Source organism: Bacillus sp. S/N-304-OC-R1 (assembly GCF_019749375.1).
Taxonomy (GTDB): domain Bacteria; phylum Bacillota; class Bacilli; order Bacillales; family Cytobacillaceae; genus Cytobacillus.
In genome coordinates, this window is record NZ_JACWFE010000021.1 from 123,317 (window position 1) to 143,700 (window position 20,384).

Consider the following 20,384-nt stretch of genomic DNA (forward strand, 5'->3'; position numbering starts at 1 on the left):
GCCTTCTCACAGATATCCCCCCTCCTTTATTTTATCTTAGAATGCTTGATAGATATAGTAATTTTCATTGACCCCATTAGTTAAATAATAGAGGCCAGCCCTAATTAATAAATGGGCTGACCTTTGTGTTTTGCTTATTTGTAGACGTTTAAAGTATAAGGGTTAAGGGTGGCATTCCCGTTCACATCACGAACTTTAATATGATACGTGCCTTTTGTTAAATTAAAGTTTAAGATTTCATTATCCCCTTCTGGGTAATAATCAGCTGTGGCGATGAGCTTTCCATCTTTATATAGTGAGATCACACCATCAATCTCAATACCTGCCTCGAGCTCAATTTTACCCTTTGTGGCTTTGTCTAACTTTAACACATACCAATCTTCATCTCCATATGGAACACCTGCGTTTAAATGCCCTACAGCCTGCAAATGATTAGCCGAAATTGTTTTTAATTCAATTGGCTTAGATGGGATATTATTTTTGACTACTGATCCCTTATCCTCGTCATTCTTGTTTACAGGATTGATTGATAATACATATGGAATGAGCGAGAAGCTGCTTGGCCAGTCGAAATAAGCTGAAATAGAGAAAATATAATTCTTCCCTTTCTCCATTCTAAATGAACCATACGTTTTTCCGGTCATGGCTCCTCTTTCCATGTACTGCGCCGTTCTTATTTCTTCATCATCCAGCTTGCGATTTTTGTTTGTATCCTCGTAAACGACCATCATGCCGTAGAAAGGACTTAAAAGTTCCTTTGGATATTGAGCCTTAAATTGATCGCTAACCTGTTTTCTTTCTAAAGTCATGCCATAAATATCATCAGACTTGCTTTCATAATAGAAATTATCTTGATCATATGGCATTGCAAAATTGCCTTCAATCACATTCGCAGGAAGATTTTTTATCTCTTCAAATTTATCATTATCCTCATATTTATCCTGAGGATTTTTCACAATAAGTTTAGAAGTAAACTTATAAGGATCAAATGAAAGGGATTGGTTATAGTAATTCGAATTTAATTTAATAAAATAGGTTTCATTCTTTTTAAAGCCAGTATATAAGCGTTCATCTAAACGGCCATTCATCCAGAATGAATATTCATTTGAAGCGATCTGTTCCATGTAGGAAAATTCTTTTCCATCGCGATCTTTTTCTTTTCTAATTTGATACATGCTAAATATTGGAACTGTTGTATCTTTTGCATCTAAAGTAAATTCATATATGCCCGTTTCCCCTGGAGTAACAGTGAACCAGTCTTCATCCTCTAATGATTGCAAATAGCCGGTTGCCTCATCATTAATATTATATGGCAGAGCGTTATTCTTAATCACTTCTGTATAATCGATTTCTTCTTCAACCGGATCCATTAATAGAAGTTCTCTTTGCTTTTCAAGCGTACTGCCTTCTTCGAATCTATGAATTAATGGCAATGAATCCTCATCAGGAGGAAGAACTTTTCCTTGAACCTTCAATACATAAGGAATCGCAGATGATTCAGGCGTTTGCTTTTCCTGAAGCATATTCCAGTTCATGAAAAAGTCAAAAATACCAAAATAGTTACTGACTTTATTTGAGACCTTAATGAAATACTCTGTTCCCGGACGCGCAAGAAATGATAGGGTTTCTCCTTCACTCTTCCCTTTGCTGTTTGCATAGAAAGTTGGTTCCTGTTGGTCCTCCTTCATGGCAGGAATTTCGAAATCATACGCAGCTTCTCCTTCTTCAGGAGGAGGCATTTTAAATATCTCGTAAACACTTAAACTAGTATCGACTCCTGGTATACCAGAAAGATCGATTTTGATTACCTGCTCTTCTTCAACTGTAAATGTAAAGTAATCATTGTCTCCTTCGTCTCCAATTAACGTGAATTTTTCTTTTGAAGAATCGTAAGGAACTTCAATTTGTATTGGTTTTTCAAATGTTGATTCATCTTCAGGCAATACCGAATATTTTTTTACTGCTAGCGTAAATTTAGATTGTTGTTTATTGGAATCATCATAGTTTCCATTTACATCCTTTACACCAAAGTAAAGCGTTCCTGTATAAGGAACCTTATAGAGTTTTCCCTCTACTTTTCCGTCCATGACATCGTTAACGTCAAGCTTGTCCTTACCCTCTTGGGACTGAAGATTAATCATTAATTTATAATCATATTGTTTGGAGCCTTCTAAGAATAATTGAACATATTCCCCTTTTTTCACTTCTGCAGAGTACCACTTTTCTTCAAATGGTTTCGTAATTGCACCCTTTACTTCACTTGTTTTTGTTAAGTCTACGGCTGTGGCATTTTCAGCAATATCTTTATCTGTAAATGGCTTAGTTATGAAGGCAGGGAGCTTTTTAATATCATAATTCAATGCTGCAACCGGATTCACAAGCCCATTCCCGTATTTAATATCAAAGCCAGGGTCTCCCAAATCGTCTGCAGTATGTTCTAATATATACTCGATCTGTGTCGGAGTAAGATTAGGATACTTCGATAATAATAGTGAGGCTACACCTGCAACCATTGGTGAGGCCATCGATGTACCGCTCATTTCACGGAAGCTTGATTTCTTTTCTGATTCGTAGATTGTACTATATATCTCATCCCCTGGAGCAACAATGTCTACGGATGAACCGTACGATGAAAAGCTAGACAACTTCTTAGACTTATCAACTGAACCGACACTAATGACACCCTCAAATGCAGCTGGATAGCCTACCATTGTATCTCCTGTATTACCGGCTGCTGCAACAATAGTAATATTCTTCTCCCGTGCCTTTTTAATCGCCTCTTCGATTAGAGGAGATTTCATTGGTCCGCTTAGACTCATGTTAATAACTTTTGCGTTCTTTTCTACAGCGTGGAGAATTCCTTGGGCGATTGCATAGTCATAGGCTCCCCAGCTGCGATCAAAAACATCAATAGGAAGGATTTTCACATTTGGATTCACTCCGAATCCGCCTATTCCATTATCTTTATTTCCAGCAATAATGCCAGCTACATGCGTTCCATGAAAATCAGGCGTCCCCTGATTCATTGGGTTAACAGCATTATAGCTTGGAAGCAGCTTCCCTTTTAGTTCTGGATGCTGCATGTCCACTCCTTGGTCAATCACAGCTACTGTAACAGTATTTTTCCCAGCAAGCTTATGAGCTTGATTTAATTTTAGCATCTCAATAAAGTATTGTTCGCTTACCTTTGGATCAGGAGTGCTCGCAGGTTTGTATAAAGCAGATGGATTAACTGAATTCACATGTGCTAAACTTCTATACTTTAGCATTACCTTTTGCAGATCCTTTTTGTTTTTCACCTTCACTACTGCATAATTAAGTGATGGTATATTCGTTACAAGTGTGCCACCAGCCATTCTATGCTCTGCAGGTGATAGCGGCTTGGTATATTTGATAATAAAAGTATCATCACTAAGCGCCTTTTCATTCATTTGATCTAGTTTGCTTTGAAGATGAGGACTACTAACTTCAATTGCAGAAACATTCTGTAATTGTTTAGCAGACTCTGCAGACGCTACGATGGAAGGACTTAGATTACTAGAAAACAAACCGAGCCCCACAGTTATTGTAAAAGCATTCCTAACCCATTTTTTCATAATATCCCCCTTCTCTTTTATAACCCTATCGTACATACATATGTAAAAAAATAGCAACCATTACCATAACAAAACTTTTTATGAAATTCGACAACTTCCTTTTTTATCTCATTGCAAGCCCTTTTAAAATATATTTGAAAATATGTTTCTTTCTCATTTGGCCTAGTTTTGATAGATTCAAATACGAAAGATTCATAGGGGATATAATGGCTGGGCCCTCGCCTTTTTTTATCGAATCCGGTTTGTTGACAATCAGGTCTCCTTTTTCAACCCCAGATTGAACTTGTACATAATTGCCTGATTCCAGTCCGATTTTTATCTCCCTCTTTTCTAGTACTCCTCCCGTAGTAATAACCCAAACAAATTTCCTTTTAAAAACACTAGTTTCAGGAATCATAATGGCGCCATTCACTTCTCTCGTTACAAGAGTCACACCTACACGGGTGCCCTGCAGCAATTCAGGTACATCTTCTTCTAATTCAATAGTGAATGGATACAGGCTATCTTTTTCCGATACGGAGCTGTCCGGTATATCGTCAGCTTGTGATAGTGTGCCATTTCGTTTTCCTTTTATATGTTCAGTAGAAATAACAGCATGAATTCCTCTATTAACTTTATACCTATCCTCTTCCTGTAAGCTTCCTTTAATGATTCGGGTTTCAGAGCTAATGGTAAGCAGCGGGTTTTTAAGTTCTGTATTTATATCTTTAACAATACCGCTGACCTCGCTATAAACGATGAATTTACCTTCATTCGTTTGGGTGGCTTGCAGCTCCTGATCGTATTTAATCGCTGTTTGCCTTAGCAAGTCGGCTTGCAGTTCTTTATTAAAAATATCTTGCTCCACACTATTTATAATGGAGCGCCCAACTGTCTTTTCCTCCTCATCAAAATATAAGGAATCTTTATACCTAGTTAATTCTGTAATATGTCTTTCCAAAGCTATGATTTCATTTTCAATCTTAGCTTTCTCAGCTTCCAGCCTAGCGATATCAGCATCTAGATCAGCAGAAATATATTCATATAATGGGATCCCAGGTTCTACGGTTTCACCTTGCTTTACCAAAAACTGCTTAAAGGAACCCATTTTCTGATCATAATAATAATGATAGTCTTCTTGAGGAGCTACTATTCCTTCAGTATGTAAAGTTTCCTTGATGTTTTTCTTTTCTGCTGGAGAATAACTTTTAATAAAGGCAGCACGCTCAATCTTTGAGTGTTCTTTTAAAATTAAAAACAGATTCCCCACAATGAATAAAAAAATAATCGCTACGACAATGAGTTTGTGTTGTTTCTTCATCCTGATCCCCCCATCCTATATCAGCCTTTCAATCTCAAGGTAAGATAATAACGAGGAGACAAGCCAGATTAACAGGTTCACAATAATGATCATGATTAAGACGGTCTTTGGATTTCTTTCACTTAAGCCCTTCAAAATTTTATATTGAAAAATTACAGCCCAAAGCTTAAAGAGAGAAAAATGGGATAAGAAATAAACTAAAATACTGCTAGTTGAGAGATATCTGGCTATAACACCAATGGAAAACGGTGATGCTTCTAAACCAATTCCAAGCAAAATACAGATCGGCAATACAACCGCTTTTTCGAATAAGAGGATACAAAGGACAAATAGCTGAACAACTACTATTTTGATGTAGGACATATCAAGAGTGGCCCAAAGAATCACTGAAAAACCGAAAAGGACGAGTATCGAATAGATCACTCCCCAAATTAGACGTCCCACAATGACAAGAAGTTTCATAGTTTCCAGTTCTTTCATATCAAACTCTGTTATTTCTTTAGTTAAGAAGTCCATCCCCACTCCATAAAAGCCATAAAGGGCATACAAAATAATACTCATGAAGCATAGCAACGCAGCTTTTTTCCAGAGCCCTCTTACCTTTTCAGCATTCATAATTTGATAAACAAGTGTGTTTGGGGCTAAAAGTCCCTTCAATAGTTGCACATTCAAATCCATAGGCTTACCTCCAAATATAAGCTACCCTCTCATTCTAGCTCATAATTAGAAATAATTCCCTTTTAAACTATAAGGTTTGTAAAATTGGGTAATAATTCATATTAGGTTTATAGGATATTTTTCTCGGTTGGGGGATTTGGTGAAGTTTGAGACAGGGGTAGTGGATTTATTTTTTAGTAGTTCGTCGTTGAAATAGTTTTTAATGAGGATATTGGACAGATTTGGTGGTGAGGTCGATGGTTCGAGTCCATTTAGGCCCACCATATTATGCCTAAGAGCTCGTTTTTTTGTAGATTGTCTATTAATACTTTTTCTAAGACACAGGCTGCTGATTTTGATTCGGAGCAGTCCAATAACTCTTTTTATCGGACAGGAGTAGCTGCTCTTGCATAAAGCTTGTCCAATAAATCCGTTTATCGGACAGAGACGGCGGCTCTTGAACAAAGCTTGTCCAATATATCTGTTTATCGGCCAGAGACAGCTGCTCTTGCACAAAGCTTGTCCAATTAATCTGTTTATCGGAATCCGTCGGCAGTTATTTCTTCATCGTTCCTCCCTATTCAAATAAATCGAGTTGCCCTCATCAAAATTCAACATTTCTTTTTATTAACTAGAAATTACTTGATTAATAAAAGTATAACCATGTAAAAAACACTGGCCCCGTGCTCCAGTGTTTTGATCGAATAATTAATTATTAGTGTAAACCTGTTTCTGCTTATCATAGTCCAGATAAAAACCGCCACCTAGATCTAGCCTATTTTCTAGGATCGCATAGACTCTAAAAACTTGACCTTTTTTCAGTGTTTTTGCTACAACTCCATTGGAATCATATAGCGGGCTATCAGCAGTCATTTGAATGGTACCTTTATAAAAAGATACACCTGTATTTTTCTGAATATAATAGCCACCGCCAACATAGTAAGCGTTATTGTCAAAGCTAAACACCTTGATTAGTTCTCCTGGTATGAGCTTTCGATGGACTTTTCCATCCGGACGGTATAGATTAATATCCTTGTTTTTAATGTGCAGTCTCCCAATATAAACACTCATTTTACTGCTATTAGCGGCAATATAGTAGTTTCCGCCTAAATTATAGTTGTTTCCGATCGTTCCAAATACTTTATATGAGTATCCTTTTTTCAAAACCTTCGAAACCGTTCCATCCGGACTAATTAATGGCATATCTGCCTTTAAATAAACGGAAGCTGCCGGCAACTTAGATGTCCATGTACTGCCTACATTCGGAATTTCCATATTGATCGCCTTCATTGCAGAAAAAATGGCGAGGATCCGTTCTCCATATTGATCTCCTGGCACTGCCCAGCGATTATTCAAGTCTGTCCAGTATGGAGCAATTCCACGTTTTACATAATCAAAACGAGGATCTAATTTCTCCGTGACAAGAGGTTCGGTGTTGGCATAGGCTTTCAAATGCTGAATTTGTGCTCTTACCCCCTCTTCAGGTGTGTTAAAATAAGCACCTTGTGCTCCGCCTCCGACAGCTCCGATCCCCGAGTAATTATTCTGTTCCGGTAGAACATCTTTACCGAATTGAAAATATCCCGTTTCCAAAATGGCCTGAGCAAAAGCAATATCCCCTCGAATTCCTTCTTGACGACCTAAAGATAGATATAAATCTGCTAATCTATAAATATCAACAGTTGTTAACTTAGGTTCGGGATATTTGAATAACACAAAATCGCCCATTTGTTTAGCGGTTAGGATTGAACTGCCAGTTATCGATACTTTCTCTTCAGATGCATGTGCTGCTGTTTTAGGAATAACCAAGCTAAATAACAACACAAACAGCAAAAAATATGCCTTTTTCATTTTTCTCTCCCTTAACAATAATAAAAATTAGTAGTTTCTATTTTACACTTTTAATAGTGTCACTAAAAGTGATACTAGACAAGCTTTTTCAAGGAAAATATTTGAAATTATGTTCTTTCAAATTGAAAAAAGAGAGTCCTAGACTCTCTTCTCCAAAAATAAAATAAATTTACTTATTTAACTCAGCTAGTTTCTTCTTAGAAGGAGTTTCATATTTAACATACCCTTCCATCTTCGTCACGAAGTAACCTCCGCCAACACCGTATTGTCCGTTGTGTTTGTTATCAAAGTTGTACACTCTGTATTTTTCGCCAGGATTCAGAACACGAACAAAAGTGAGCTTATCGTTTGTGTCGCGCTTCCATAGATTAATAGGTTTTTCAATAACGACACGGCCAATTTGACCTTTTTTCATTAATAGGCCATTCCAGTATACTTTTGGAGCTGGCTTCGTTTCTTCTTTTGGTTCTTCTTTTTCAACTGGCTTTTCTACAATACGCGCTTCGTAGTTTGTGTTAACTGTTCCAAGCTTTTGGATATAAGCAATTAGTGCTTCATCTAAAGCAGGAAACTCATTTTCAATTGGGCTGTCTTTGAAGGATGTATACTCATCTCCGCCTGCAGCCATGAAATCATTTGTTGCCACTAAATATTTTTTATTCAGATCAACAGGCTGTCCATTGATTTTCATCGAATGAACGCGCTCGCCAACTTTTTGTGTTGTGTCTATCGCAAAAGTTAACCCGCCTACGTGAGGGAAGGCTCCTTTAGATTCCGGATAAGAATCAACACCATTTTCAAGTCCAGCTTTAATTTGTGCACCCGTTAACTTCTTCGTCACAATGTAGTTCCCAAAAGGCAATACGGTTACAACATCCCCTTTTGTAATGTCTCCGGCATTGATGGACGCACGAATTCCGCCTCCATTTGTAACGGCAACATCTGCACCAGTCATATCAATCATCGCATCTGTGATCAGGTTACCCAGATTTGTTCCACCTTTACGAACTTGCTCGCGTTCACCGTCTAGCTTTACTGCTGTCTTTCCAATGACTTCTGATAGAACCTTTTTTTGTGATTCTTGAATATCCTTAATGACCTTTTCCACTTCTGGATCAGGCTTTACATCAGCTGTCTCTTCTTTCTTAATCAATCTAGCTTGTTTGTCTACTAATTTCTTGCCTTCAAAAGTTAGCTCAACAACACCAAGATTCTTCGTATATTCTCCAGTACTTACGATTAATGTATTATTTTCGCCCTTTAAGCCTTCTACAAGAGTAGTGTGGCTGTGACCATCGACGATTAAGTCAATTCCAGGAGCACCCTTTGCTACTTTAATAGATGTATCTGTACTCGACTCATCAATTCCTAAGTGAGTTACAGCAATTATCATATCGACGTTTTGAGCCTTTAATTCTTTTACCATAGCCTGAGCTTCCACAACCGGATCTGTAAAAGTTAAGCCCTCAACATTCTTCGGATGTGTTTTATAATGTGTTTCTGGAGTAGATAGACCAAAGATACCTAGCTTAATTCCATCTACTTCTTTAATCATGTATGGTTTTAGAAGTAATGTGCCATCTGCTTTACGCACGTTAGCACTTAAAACAGGGAAAACTACTTTCTTTTCTAACTCTAGCAATCTTTGATAACCATAGTTAAAGTCGTGATTACCAGCTGCCATTCCATCATAACCTACTTTATTCAGTACTTCCGCAATGCTTTCACCTTGAGTTAATGTGGCGAAAGTCGTTCCGTGGAATGTATCCCCAGCGTCTAGTAAAAGTGTATTCGGATTATCACTCTCAAACTGTTTAACTAGTGTTGAGATCTTAGCAAATCCCATGCCGTCATTGCTAGCTTCCTCTACACGTGCATGTGTATCATTCGTATGCAAAATGGTAATTTTCTTTGTATCCGCAGCTGCAGTCCCCTCCGCGTTAACAAAGCTCTGGCCACCAAAACCAGACCAAACTACTAATGATGAAACTAAAATAGCAAAACCTTTTTTAAATCTTTGCATGGTTTACCTCCTAATAGTTTTCAACTTCACTAGTATTATATATGATTATTAAGATAATTTGGTAATTGTTTTGTAATTTTAGTAATAATTTACTACAAAACAAACTGATAAAATAGAACAAATCTCTTAAACCTGAGCACTGTACTCATTTTGTAAAAGAAATAAATGGATTTGAATAAAATATTAATTTTCAGATAAAATTGACACTATACTATCAATTTGTTAAGAGGAATTTCTTTATGAAAACAGAGGATCATATTTAAAAATGAATTAATTAAGCTAAAAAAGGAAAATGACTATTTAAAAAGTCTACTAGCAAATTTGATGCAACAGCGGAAGCCAACAGATTCAATTATCTCAGGGAAGCACATTTTAACAAACAGATCCTTCCCCTCAAGAAAAAATTAACCTTTTCAAATCACTGTTTATGGGACGTACAGACGTATATGCCATCCGCTGGGAATCAAAAGATGGAAAATCCGGATATACACCAGCTTGTAAGCTTGAGTGGCAAAAGCCAATTGCAGAAAGCCTGAAGTCAAGTGCAACAGCTGTCAGCACCGAACATTACTATCTCTAACAGATCATGTTTTATTCGAACATCTAAGCGGGAGAAAAACAATTGGGATCTATCCATTATTAAAAGATGAAACCTGTACCTTTTTGGCTCTTGACTTTGATAAAAAGCATTGGCAAGAAGATGTCTCTGTTTTTATTCAATCATGTCAAGCCTTTAATATTCCCGTTCACATTGAAAGATCACGATCAGGAAATGGCGGCCATGTTTGGATCTTTTTCTCTGAGAGCATTTCTGCATCATTAGCAAGACGCTTCGGGGAAGCACTTCTTTTAAAAGCTTTAGAGAACAGGCATGAAATTGGGATGGATTCCTTTGATAGAATGTTTCCTAATCAAGATACTCTTCCGAAAGGAGGTATTGGTAATTTAATTGCCCTGCCATTGCAGCTGGAATCCAAAAAGGCAGGCAACAGTGTATTTGTAGACAAAAATTTTATCGCTTATCAGGATCAATGGATGTATTTATCATCTATTAGGAAACTAGCAAAGAAAGATATTTTGTTCTTCATAAGCAAATTAAATAATTCTGCCTTGGAGAATCTCAAATCTATTCAGCCCAGTCCTCAAAAGATCTCAATTTATATTAAAAACGGTCTGTATATTAGAAAAGAAACCATCCCATCTACGCTTTATACAAAAATTATTTCCCTTGCTTCATTTAATAATCCGGAATTTTATAAAGCCCAAGCTAAAAGGTTGTCCACATATAAATTACAAAAATTTATTACCTGTGCAGATGAAGATTCCGAACATATTATTTTACCGCGAGGCTGCTTGGAGGATTTGAAATCTCTATTTAAGGAAAATTCATTCGAAAGCGAGTTTATTGATGAGCAGTATGGGGGCGAAAACGTAAATGTGTTATTCAAAGGAACCCTTCATCCTCAGCAGGAAGAGGCAGTTAATGAACTTTTCAACCATGGAAATGGAGTGCTTTCTGCTACTACTGGTTTTGGAAAAACAGTCCTTGCGGCGGCATTAATTGCAAAAAGAAAAACGAACACATTGATTATTGTGGATCGTACCCAGCTGCTTACCCAATGGATAGAAAAACTAGCTTTTTTCTTAAATATCTCCCCTAAAGAGATCGGCCAATTTAGTGGAAACAAGAAAAAATTAACCGGCAAAATTGATATTGCAACTATCCAGAGCCTTCGTTCAAAAGGGGAAATACAAGCTTTTATAACTCAATATGGTCAAGTAATTGTGGATAAATGTCATCATATTTCGGCTGTGAGTTTTGAAAAAACTCTTAAAAGCATTCGTGCAAAACATGTTTACGGCTTAACCGCCACCCCTAGCCAAAAGGATGGGCTGCATCCGATTATTTTTATGCAGTGTGGTCCTATACGTTATAAAGCTGATGCCAAAAATCAATCCATGGTCAGCCCTTTTAAACAAAAATTATTTATCAAAAAGACAATCTTTTCCTCAGCTTCAACTAACATTCAGGATTTATATAATGAAATATCAGTAAATAAACTCCGTAATCAGCAACTATTCAATGATGTTCTTCATGAATTAGAAGCAGGTCGTTCTCCTATGATTTTAACAGAACGAATAGAGCATCTAGAAATTTTGGAACAGCAATTTAAAGGCTTCGCTAAAAACATTATTGTTTTATCAGGAAAACTGACAAAGAAAGAACAAACCGTGGAACTTAAACGCCTTACTCAAATTCCCGATCATGAAGAACGACTCATAATTGCAACCGGAAAGTATATCGGAGAAGGCTTTGATGATCCAAGATTAGATACTCTATTTCTAGCTATGCCTATTTCCTGGAAAGGCACGCTCCAGCAATATGTTGGGCGCCTCCACCGAATCCATACTGGCAAAGAGGAAGTGCGAGTTTTTGATTACGTCGATATAAAAATCACTTTGTTGAAAAAAATGTTTGAAAAAAGAATGACAGGCTACAAGTCATTTGGATATAAGCTGGACGATGGACTAGAACAAACGGAACAAATGAGATTGTTTTAATCAGGACTGGACTTCATTCAACAATTGACCGTTAAATTAGATTTTCGAAAAAGAAATATGGTTAACCAATTCTGCATTTCACTGATGACTTGATAGCTCTGCTCAAGATATGGGTAATCTGATCGTCATTCCTCTGATGACGGGCAACTTCACTCAAAATGGAAGCTAAACTGGTCGTCATTTCAGCCATGACGGACAACTTCAATCAAGATGCAAGCTTACCTGGTCGTCATTTCAGCCATGACGGACAACTTCACTCAAGATGGAAGTTATCCTGGTCGTCATTTCAACGATGACGGTCAACTTCAATCATGATGTAAGCTTACCTGGTCGTCATTTCAACGATGACGATCAACTTCAATCAAGATGGAAGCTAACTCAGTCGTCATTTCAACGATGACGGTCAACTTCACTCAAGATGGAAGCTTCCTGGTCGTCATTCCTCTGATGACGGACAACTTCAATCAAGATGGAAGCTTACCTGGTGGTCATTTCAGCGATGACGGACAACTTCACTCAAGATGGAAGCTACCTGGTCGTCATTTCAGCGATGACGGACAACTTCACTCAAGATGGAAGCTTACCTGGTCGTCATTTCAGCCATGACGGACAACTTCACTCAAGCTACAAGCTAACTGGACGTCATTTCACTGATGACAGACAACTTGCTCAAGAAGTTGCTTAGTCCTGGACGTCATTTCTCCACTGATAGATAACCAGGCTCTAGAACTACCAATCTTGTACAAATAACTTTCAGGGTATTACAGCGTTTAATCTGGGAATGAAATAGCCCACCTAAACAAAAAAACAGACCAGTACAAAATGCACCGGTCCAATTAAGAATTATAGAATTATTTACTAGAATTATATTTTTCCAAGAACACTTTCACTTTAGCCGGATCTGCTTTAAACTCATTTCCAGTTTTAACAAGCGGGCTAACAGTTGAAACAGCTTTGATCTTTTTGCCTTGGTAGTAGCTTAGGATTTCGTCTTGATTTATTGAGTAAAGAACAGCTTTCCTTAAATCTTCACTCTTAGCCACTTCACGATTTGCCGTGTTGAATAGCAGGTAGGATACGCCATTACTTTCCATGCTTTGAAGTTTTAACTTGCTGTCGCTCTCAACGATATCATGTTTATTTTCCGGAACACCGTATAGTACATAGATTTCTCCATTACGAAGAGCAGAAAGTGAACTGTCCATATCTTTGATGAACCGAAGTTTGATATTTTCAATCTTTGGCTCATGTTCTGTTCCCTTCATATAACCTGGATTTTTGTAGAAAATCGCTTCATAATCGTTCTTGTAGGAAAGAATGTAAGGACCGCTTGTATATAATGTGTTGTTATATTTATCCCCTTCGGTCACTGTATTCTGATCTCCGTACGGAATGTCTTTGTTTACATCAAAAGTGGCAACGTCATATGTGTTGATGCTCTCTACTTGCTTTTTAGAAACGATTCCAGCAGATTGGTGTGCTAAATAGTTAAGCACTTGCGGGAATGGTTCTGTTGTTGTTACTTTTACAACTTGGTATTTACCTTCTTTGTTATTAGCTTGTGTTTTATCTGCAACCAGTTCAGAAATTTTCACATCTAAGCCATTTTCAAGTGCAGCTTTAACTGACTCGCTGCCGCCTGATTGTTTCACTTGATCAAGAGCGCTTAAATCCGTCACAACTTCTACATCTTTAATATGCTCATGTAAGCTGTATGTGCGGTGATCCGGTACAGAGTCCTTATTTTTTGCACGGTTTAAAGAGAAAATAACATCGTCTGCACCGACGCGTTCACCAGTATCAACCGCTTTTTTATCAGTGATTTTCGCAAAGTTAATATCATCTCTCAGGATGAAATAATACTCTCCGTTACCTTCCCCTATACTGTAGTTCAGAGAAAGCGAGCCATCAGATGTAATTTTATCATCATCTGTTAAGTTAATTAAACGTACATACATATTGGTGTTAATCATGTTGATAGATCCGTCATTCCCTTTGATTGGGTCGAGAGATGTTAACGTCGGATTCGTCTGTGAAAGAGTTAACGGTTCAGTTGCACGCTTAGAAGCATCATTAAAATCAATTGTTTCCCATGCAAGAGAACGGGATTTTGAAAGTCTAACAGATTCAGGCTTTAAAACATCTTTGTTTACAGCCTGTGTTTTTAAAGAAATATATAAAGGTGCAATATAAGCTTTATCAAATACAAGAACTTGCTCTAATTGCTTATATGTTTCTACATATTCATCTCGAGTTTGAGTGCTGGCTTTATCAATTAATTTATCGATCTCAGGGTCCGCTAGAATACTATAGTCTCCCCCCGATTTGAACAGCGAGCGGACAGCGTAATCAGGATTTCCCGTAACTGTTGTCCAGCCGGATAATGCTGCATCAAAGTTTCCTGCATCCTGCTGAGCTTTAAAGCTGCCATAGTCTGGTTGAATGTTAAGCTTTACTTTAAATCCATTTTTAACAAGCTGGTCACGAAGAATGTTTAAATCTTCCTCACTGCTGCTCATGCCAAGTAATTCAATTTCAACTTGTTCAGTAGAAGTACCACCTGATTTAGAATCTCCTTCAGGTTTTGCAGCCACATCAGATTTTGTCTTCACACATCCTGCCAGCATTAAAACAAAAGCAAGAAGCAGCGGTATTAATTTCTTCATAAATATACCTCCTGTAAGTAAAAAATATTAATCAATCTTTGGATCGAGTGCATCCCTAAGCCCATCTCCTAAGAAGTTAAAAGAAAGGACAAGGGCAATAATAGCGAGCCCCGGATAGATAGCCAAAAAGGAATGAGATTCAAGATAGGCACTACCGATTTTCAAGATATTTCCCCATTCTGGAATATGTGGTTCTACCCCTAAACCCAGGTAGCTTAAGCTGCTTGTTGCAATGACTGCACCACCAATAGTAAGTGTGGACTTAACGATCATAGGAGCAAGCGAATTTGGAACAACATGCTTAAAAACAATTGAAAAATTACTTGTTCCAAGTGCACGGGCAGATTCAACATATTCATAGTTTGATACCATCAGAACATTCGCACGCATCGTTCTGGCATAGGTTGGAATCGATCCAACACTAAGCGCGATGACAAGAGTGACAGTATTTGAACCGAACGCAGCAATAATAACAATGGCTAGTAATATGCCAGGAATAGCGTACAGAATATCAAGCAAACGCATAATAATATTGTCTGTTCGATTTCCATAGTAGCCAGAAATAGCTCCCAGGAATCCTCCGATCAAAAATGGAATAAGAGTAGATAGGACCCCAACTATAAGAGATACTCTTGCACCGAAAACAATCCGTGAAAATAAATCTCTGCCAAAGTTGTCTGTTCCCAGTGGATATAAAAGGCTCGGAACCTGAAGAATGGCACTATAATCATTTTCTACCGCCATGCTGTAATCAAAAGTCAAATAGCTGCAAATGGAAATTGAAAAAATAAAGATAATAAAAAACAGTCCCAGCATGGAAGTAGTATTATTTGAAATCTTCTCCCAAACGGAATACCACTTTCCAATACTCGTGTGATCATTTCTAAATTTCTCACTAATCAAATGAATGCCTAATACAAGTGCAAATAGGTTTCCAGTTAAGACAGTCAGTACTAAAAAGATGCCAACAGGTAGCTTCCATCTGTCCTCACCCGGATTTCCCATTGCAATCAAGATAAAGACGAGCAGATAAAATACCGTAATGATGAGCAGGATACCCATGGATGGCAGAAAAGGATCTGAAACATATGGCTTAAATAAATTTAGGGCTGACACCGCTATAATAAATAACTCGGTAAGCAGCATATAAAAAGCAAAAATATACTCGGGTGATTTCTCCTTTTTAACTAGCTGGAAGGCGAAGGTCACGATAAAAATATTTCCAGTTAAGATACTCAAGAGCTGGAAGTACCCTAGGACTCTTGTTGATTGCCGAATATAGCCTGTCTTTTTAAGATCTTGCTTAATTTTTATCGTAATAACAATTTGAACAAGTGTAAAAAGAGCATATGCTGCAAATACGCCAAACACATAAGGATTTATTGTATGTTCGGCAAAATTAAAGCTGCTGTACAGAAATATAACAGTCAGGGCAAGCGAAGTGACAGAAGTAAAGCTTGCCTGTCTAAATTCTGGAGATATTTTTAGTGCATACTGCTTAAAATAACTTTCATTTACCCTCATATTAGTAGACATCTTCTTTACACCTGCTTTAATATTGTTTCATTTTTGATCTGATGCGAGGGTCAAAAAACGCATACAAGATATCGATTAATAAGTTAATTAAGGAAATGGTAATAGCAATATAGACAACTCCACCCATAATACTCGGTATATCAGGTATAAATTGCTTATCTACAATATAGCTGCCAATACCGCTAATATTGAATACCTTTTCTGTTACAGCTGCTCCGCCAAGCATGCCTCCAAACATTAGGCCAATAACAGTAATAACAGGAATCATTGCATTGCCTACTGCATGCTTCCATAATACTTGTCGTTTGTTTAGTCCTTTGGCTTTCGCAGTAATAATGTAGTCTTCATTAATTACTTCAAGGATAGCCGAACGTGTCATTCTTGCTATTGAAGCTGTTAGACCCGTGCCAAGAACTACTGCTGGCATGATGATAGATAGCCAATTTTGCGGGTTAAAGGTTGCCGGCAGCCACTGTAATTTAATCGAGAAATTCAAGATGAAGATAAGTCCTTGCCAAAAGTTAGGGATTGATAGTCCGATAAGAGCCACAAACATAAATGTATAATCAAAAAAAGAATTTGGCTTTGTTGCAGATATGATTCCAATCGGAATTGAAATAACGATAGCCATCGTTAAAGCGATAAGCGTAAGGGTTAAAGTAATCGGGAACTTTCTAGCAATACTTGCAGCAACCTCTTCATTACCGGAATAGGCAGCTCCTAAATCAAACGTAAATATCCCTTTCATGGCATTCCATAATTGAGTTAAATAAGGCTGATCAAGTCCGTAAATTTGATTAAAGGCCGCTATTTGTTCCTTAGTAGCGGTTACCCCTAATATGTTAGCTGCAGGATCGAAAGGCGAAATATATAAAATCGTGAAAACGAAAAACGCGACACCAACAATGACGAATATACTCATGACAAGCCGTTCAAAAATGTACTTCAAATAGGGGTTGCTATGTATAAAGATTAGAAGATACATAGGCAATCCAGGCAAAAACGTAATAAATAGAAAAAGCGGATTCCCGATAAGCGACTGAAAGAAAGTTGAATAGGTTAATCTTTTATGTCCTTGTTGTTCTAGAAGTTTTTCTGTTGCTTCGACGGCTATTTTTTGAAATTGCTCCTCTGCCCATTTTGCAGCTAGCTGATCTGTTTTGAGTTTATCCTGCTCTTGTCCGAAAAATGCTTGTTTCCGAGATATCTGATCACTATACTGTTGCCTCAGCTGTTCCCCTAAGCCTGCTTCAGCCAGCTCGTTCTCTTGTTCCCTGAGCAAGGATGAGTATGTATCCCCTTTTCTTCTGCTCAAGTAAATAAAAAATACAATCAGATGAACCGGAAGACCGAGAATAAAAATAAACCATTTATAAGCCGGATGCAGCTGCATTTTCAAGTAAGATCGGCTTAAAGTCTCAGAAAATCGAATGCTTTTCTTAAGCCCATTTGTTTCAGCAGCCTTGACAACTTCCATGAGGATTTCCTCCTTTCCCATATATTGCATTATTCCGACCGGTATAGTATATTTTAATTCTATATACATATTAAAGTCAATATCTAGATAAATTTACAATGATATGAATGTTTACCTATAATATAATAAATATATCCTTTTCACTGAAAAATCACAATTATCAAAAATCATCCCCTTAGATGGCAGGTGTGTACCGTTGGAACAAATATTACAGATTAATAATTTAAGAGTATCTTTTATATCACGTGATCAGGAGTTTGAAGCCGTTCGCGGTGTAAGCTTCGAGGTCAGAAAGGGCGAGACTTTAGGAATTGTCGGGGAATCTGGGAGCGGTAAAAGTGTGACTGCAAGGTCCATAATGAGGCTGCTTCCTTCCCCTCCTTCCTATTTGAAAGATGGGGAAATTTTTTTTAAAGGAGAAAATCTATCTCATAAAACAGAAAAGGAAATGGAAGCAATACGAGGCCGGGATATTAGTATGATTTTTCAGGACCCGATGACTTCATTGAACCCAACCATTCGGATTGGAAAGCAAATAGCTGAAAGCCTCATCAAACACCAAAAGTTATCGAAAAAAGAAGCGAAAAATCAAGCGATCGAATTATTAAAATTAGTCGGGATCCGTGATAGTGAAACACGCTATAACCAATACCCTCATGAATTTTCTGGCGGTATGAGGCAAAGGGTTATGATTGCCATAGCACTTGCCTGCCGCCCAACTCTATTAATTGCGGATGAACCAACCACTGCACTTGATGTAACCATACAGGCTCAAATCTTAAATCTAATGAAAATTATGCAGGAGCGATTCGGTACTTCGATCATATTAATCACCCATGATCTTGGTGTCGTAGCGGGTATGTGTGACCGTGTTGCTGTCATGAAAAATGGAGAAATCGTAGAGACTGGAACGACTGAAGAAATCTTCGAATCTCCAAAGCATCCCTATACACTTAAACTGCTAAATTCATTGCCTAAACTGAACGAGAAAAAGAAACCAAAGCCTGCCCCGCTTATCATCCCTGGAACAGATACAAGCAAGCCATTGCTTGATGTTCACGGACTTAAGCAATACTTTGATTTAGGTAAAGGGAATATTTTGAAAGCAGTGGATAATATCAGCTTCGGGATTAAGCCAGGTGAAACATTAGGGCTTGTAGGCGAGTCCGGTTCCGGTAAATCTACAACAGGACGGGCAATTTTACGGCTTCATGAGCCTACAGGCGGAGATGTTTTATATCAAGGAATCCCCGTTAATCGCCTGACTCAAAGTGAAATGAAGATGATGCGCCGCCATATGCAGATGATTTTCCAAGATCCATATGCATCCCTGAACCCGCGCTTTAAGGTGCTGGATATAATCGGACAGGCATTAGATATTCATAAACTAGCAACTAGTAAAGAAGCACGGAAGAAAAGAGTGGAGGAACTGCTTGATATGGTAGGACTTGAACCAGCTCATGCGCTTCGATACCCTCATGAATTTTCAGGCGGTCAGCGCCAGCGGATTGGCATTGCCCGTGCATTAGCTGTCGAGCCAAAATTTATCGTATGTGATGAACCTTTATCTGCATTGGATGTATCGATTCAATCACAAGTGGTTACATTGTTAGAAGATTTACAGCATTGGCTTGGCTTAACCTATTTATTTATCGCCCATGACCTTTCAATGGTAAAGCATATTAGTGACCGTGTCGCAGTGATGTATCGCGGAAAGATTGTGGAGTTAGCTGAAAGTGAAGAGCTATACTCCAACCCCCAGCATGAATATACAAAATCACTGCTATCTGCCATTCCCATTCCCGATCCAAAAATTGAAAGGCAGAAGAAAAGAATATTAATGGAAGAGCAAACAGATGAAGATAAATACCAATTAAGTCAGTCCGAGCTTGTTGAAGTATCAGAAGGTCATTGGGTGGCAATGCCGAAAGTTCCCATATACTTTTAAGATCGGAAAGTCCGTCCCTCATTAGGGGCGGATTTTTTAATTACATAGAAGGAGCAAGAAAAAGCATGCCTCTTCTTGCTCCTCATTACTTATTCTCCACTTGCCTTATATTCCGAGCGAATAATTAGATGAACTTTCACAACCTCAGTATTTGCAATAGCATCAAGGTTCTGAGCATCAGCCAGATACTCATTGTTATCAGCACCTATAAGCATAACCCAATTGCCTGCTAAAACGTTAAAAAGGATTTTTGCCTCTGCCGCTTTTAACGTTATGTTTGTTAGTTTGCCAGGGATAAAGTTGTAATCACGATCTGGTACTAATTCAAATCTTTCTTTTAACCACGTCTGGATTCCGCCTGATGTATTAAACTTCATTTTGTATCCATTTTGAATAGCTGCTTCTAAATCCTCACCATGAGCTTTTGCATAAGTGAAAAATTCATCATAAGAATAATATTGCTCCTCAGCGATTTTTAACGGCGTAACATCTCCGGCAGCACTGCAAGCAAGCAGTACCTCATCTGATAAGCCAAATCTCCGCACACGTTCTAGTAAAATAGCAGTCCATTGAGACAGCTTCGCAGTTTCAGACACTAGAATACCTTCTTTCTTTTTAAAGTTAACCTCTCAATAAATATTTATTATAAAGCAAATATTCAAAAATTGTACGAAACACTTCAAAAATTTACCTCTTTTTATAGTCGTTCACTCAATCAAACGTTTGTTTAAAATTACAGCTTTTTAATCAAACGTTTGTTTAATTACA

Annotated in this window: 12 protein-coding genes and 1 pseudogene; 4 read left to right on the forward strand and 9 right to left on the reverse strand. The window is 37.8% G+C overall.

Annotated features, from left to right (window positions below):
- Window positions 1–134: 134 nt before the first annotated feature.
- The 5 genes from H0173_RS16680 to H0173_RS16700 all read right to left on the reverse strand — a co-directional run bounded on the left by H0173_RS16680 (window position 135) and on the right by H0173_RS16700 (window position 9,427).
- Entirely contained in the window at window positions 135–3,596 is a 3,462-nt protein-coding gene (locus tag H0173_RS16680; protein WP_221847645.1) for a S8 family peptidase, read from the reverse strand.
- Window positions 3,597–3,699: 103 nt separating this feature from the next.
- On the reverse strand, window positions 3,700–4,896 hold the full coding sequence (locus tag H0173_RS16685; protein ID WP_221847646.1) for an efflux RND transporter periplasmic adaptor subunit: 1,197 nt from the start codon (window positions 4,894–4,896) through the stop codon (window positions 3,700–3,702).
- Window positions 4,897–4,911: 15 nt separating this feature from the next.
- Window positions 4,912–5,574, reverse strand: a complete 663-nt coding sequence (locus H0173_RS16690) for a hypothetical protein (protein WP_221847647.1) — start codon at window positions 5,572–5,574, stop codon at window positions 4,912–4,914.
- Between the two features lie 687 nt (window positions 5,575–6,261).
- Window positions 6,262–7,404: a glucosaminidase domain-containing protein gene (locus H0173_RS16695; RefSeq protein WP_221847648.1), complete on the reverse strand. Its 1,143-nt coding sequence runs from the start codon at window positions 7,402–7,404 to the stop codon at window positions 6,262–6,264.
- Window positions 7,405–7,573: 169 nt separating this feature from the next.
- Window positions 7,574–9,427 (reverse strand): bifunctional metallophosphatase/5'-nucleotidase, encoded by a 1,854-nt coding sequence (locus H0173_RS16700; RefSeq protein WP_221847649.1) that lies wholly within the window; start codon window positions 9,425–9,427, stop codon window positions 7,574–7,576.
- Window positions 9,428–9,854: 427 nt separating this feature from the next.
- Between H0173_RS16700 and H0173_RS22805 the strand changes: the two are divergent.
- The 3 genes and pseudogenes from H0173_RS22805 to H0173_RS22375 form a co-directional block, all read left to right on the forward strand.
- Window positions 9,855–11,308 (forward strand): annotated as a pseudogene (locus tag H0173_RS22805) (TOTE conflict system archaeo-eukaryotic primase domain-containing protein); the annotation flags it as partial.
- A gap of 78 nt (window positions 11,309–11,386) precedes the next feature.
- A complete protein-coding gene (locus tag H0173_RS22810; protein ID WP_396021256.1) occupies window positions 11,387–11,989 on the forward strand; it encodes a DEAD/DEAH box helicase in 603 nt (200 codons plus the stop codon).
- A 550-nt stretch (window positions 11,990–12,539) separates the two neighbouring features.
- The gene (locus H0173_RS22375) at window positions 12,540–12,674 is read left to right on the forward strand and encodes a hypothetical protein (protein WP_260631229.1); all 135 of its coding nucleotides are present in this window, start codon (window positions 12,540–12,542) and stop codon (window positions 12,672–12,674) included.
- Between the two features lie 166 nt (window positions 12,675–12,840).
- Here H0173_RS22375 and H0173_RS16710 read toward each other — a convergent pair whose 3' ends face one another.
- The 3 genes from H0173_RS16710 to H0173_RS16720 are packed head-to-tail and all read right to left on the reverse strand — an operon-like array spanning window position 12,841 to window position 17,668.
- Window positions 12,841–14,655 (reverse strand): ABC transporter substrate-binding protein, encoded by a 1,815-nt coding sequence (locus H0173_RS16710; protein ID WP_221847650.1) that lies wholly within the window; start codon window positions 14,653–14,655, stop codon window positions 12,841–12,843.
- A gap of 27 nt (window positions 14,656–14,682) precedes the next feature.
- Window positions 14,683–16,191: an ABC transporter permease gene (locus H0173_RS16715; RefSeq protein ID WP_221847651.1), complete on the reverse strand. Its 1,509-nt coding sequence runs from the start codon at window positions 16,189–16,191 to the stop codon at window positions 14,683–14,685.
- A gap of 16 nt (window positions 16,192–16,207) precedes the next feature.
- A complete protein-coding gene (locus H0173_RS16720; RefSeq protein WP_221847652.1) occupies window positions 16,208–17,668 on the reverse strand; it encodes an ABC transporter permease in 1,461 nt (486 codons plus the stop codon).
- Between the two features lie 196 nt (window positions 17,669–17,864).
- Here H0173_RS16720 and H0173_RS22555 point away from each other — a divergent pair, with 196 nt between their 5' ends.
- Entirely contained in the window at window positions 17,865–19,616 is a 1,752-nt protein-coding gene (locus tag H0173_RS22555; RefSeq protein WP_221847653.1) for an ABC transporter ATP-binding protein, read from the forward strand.
- Window positions 19,617–19,705: 89 nt separating this feature from the next.
- Here H0173_RS22555 and H0173_RS16730 read toward each other — a convergent pair whose 3' ends face one another.
- Window positions 19,706–20,212 carry a hypothetical protein gene (locus H0173_RS16730; protein ID WP_221847654.1) on the reverse strand — a complete coding sequence of 169 codons (507 nt, stop codon included), beginning with the start codon at window positions 20,210–20,212 and terminating at the stop codon, window positions 19,706–19,708.
- Between the last annotated feature and the right edge of the window lie 172 nt (window positions 20,213–20,384).

Excerpts from the sequence above, each read along its gene's own strand:
- H0173_RS16680 (WP_221847645.1), bottom strand. The coding sequence starts at position 3,596 with ATGAAAAAATGGGTTAGGAATGCTTTTACAATAACTGTGGGGCTCGGT.
- H0173_RS16685 (WP_221847646.1), bottom strand. The coding sequence starts at position 4,896 with ATGAAGAAACAACACAAACTCATTGTCGTAGCGATTATTTTTTTATTC.
- H0173_RS16690 (WP_221847647.1), bottom strand. The coding sequence starts at position 5,574 with ATGGATTTGAATGTGCAACTATTGAAGGGACTTTTAGCCCCAAACACA.
- H0173_RS16695 (WP_221847648.1), bottom strand. The coding sequence starts at position 7,404 with ATGAAAAAGGCATATTTTTTGCTGTTTGTGTTGTTATTTAGCTTGGTT.
- H0173_RS16700 (WP_221847649.1), bottom strand. The coding sequence starts at position 9,427 with ATGCAAAGATTTAAAAAAGGTTTTGCTATTTTAGTTTCATCATTAGTA.
- H0173_RS22810 (WP_396021256.1), top strand. The coding sequence starts at position 11,387 with ATGGTCAGCCCTTTTAAACAAAAATTATTTATCAAAAAGACAATCTTT.
- H0173_RS22375 (WP_260631229.1), top strand. The coding sequence starts at position 12,540 with ATGACGGACAACTTCACTCAAGATGGAAGCTTACCTGGTCGTCATTTC.
- H0173_RS16710 (WP_221847650.1), bottom strand. The coding sequence starts at position 14,655 with ATGAAGAAATTAATACCGCTGCTTCTTGCTTTTGTTTTAATGCTGGCA.
- H0173_RS16715 (WP_221847651.1), bottom strand. The coding sequence starts at position 16,191 with ATGTCTACTAATATGAGGGTAAATGAAAGTTATTTTAAGCAGTATGCA.
- H0173_RS16720 (WP_221847652.1), bottom strand. The coding sequence starts at position 17,668 with ATGGAAGTTGTCAAGGCTGCTGAAACAAATGGGCTTAAGAAAAGCATT.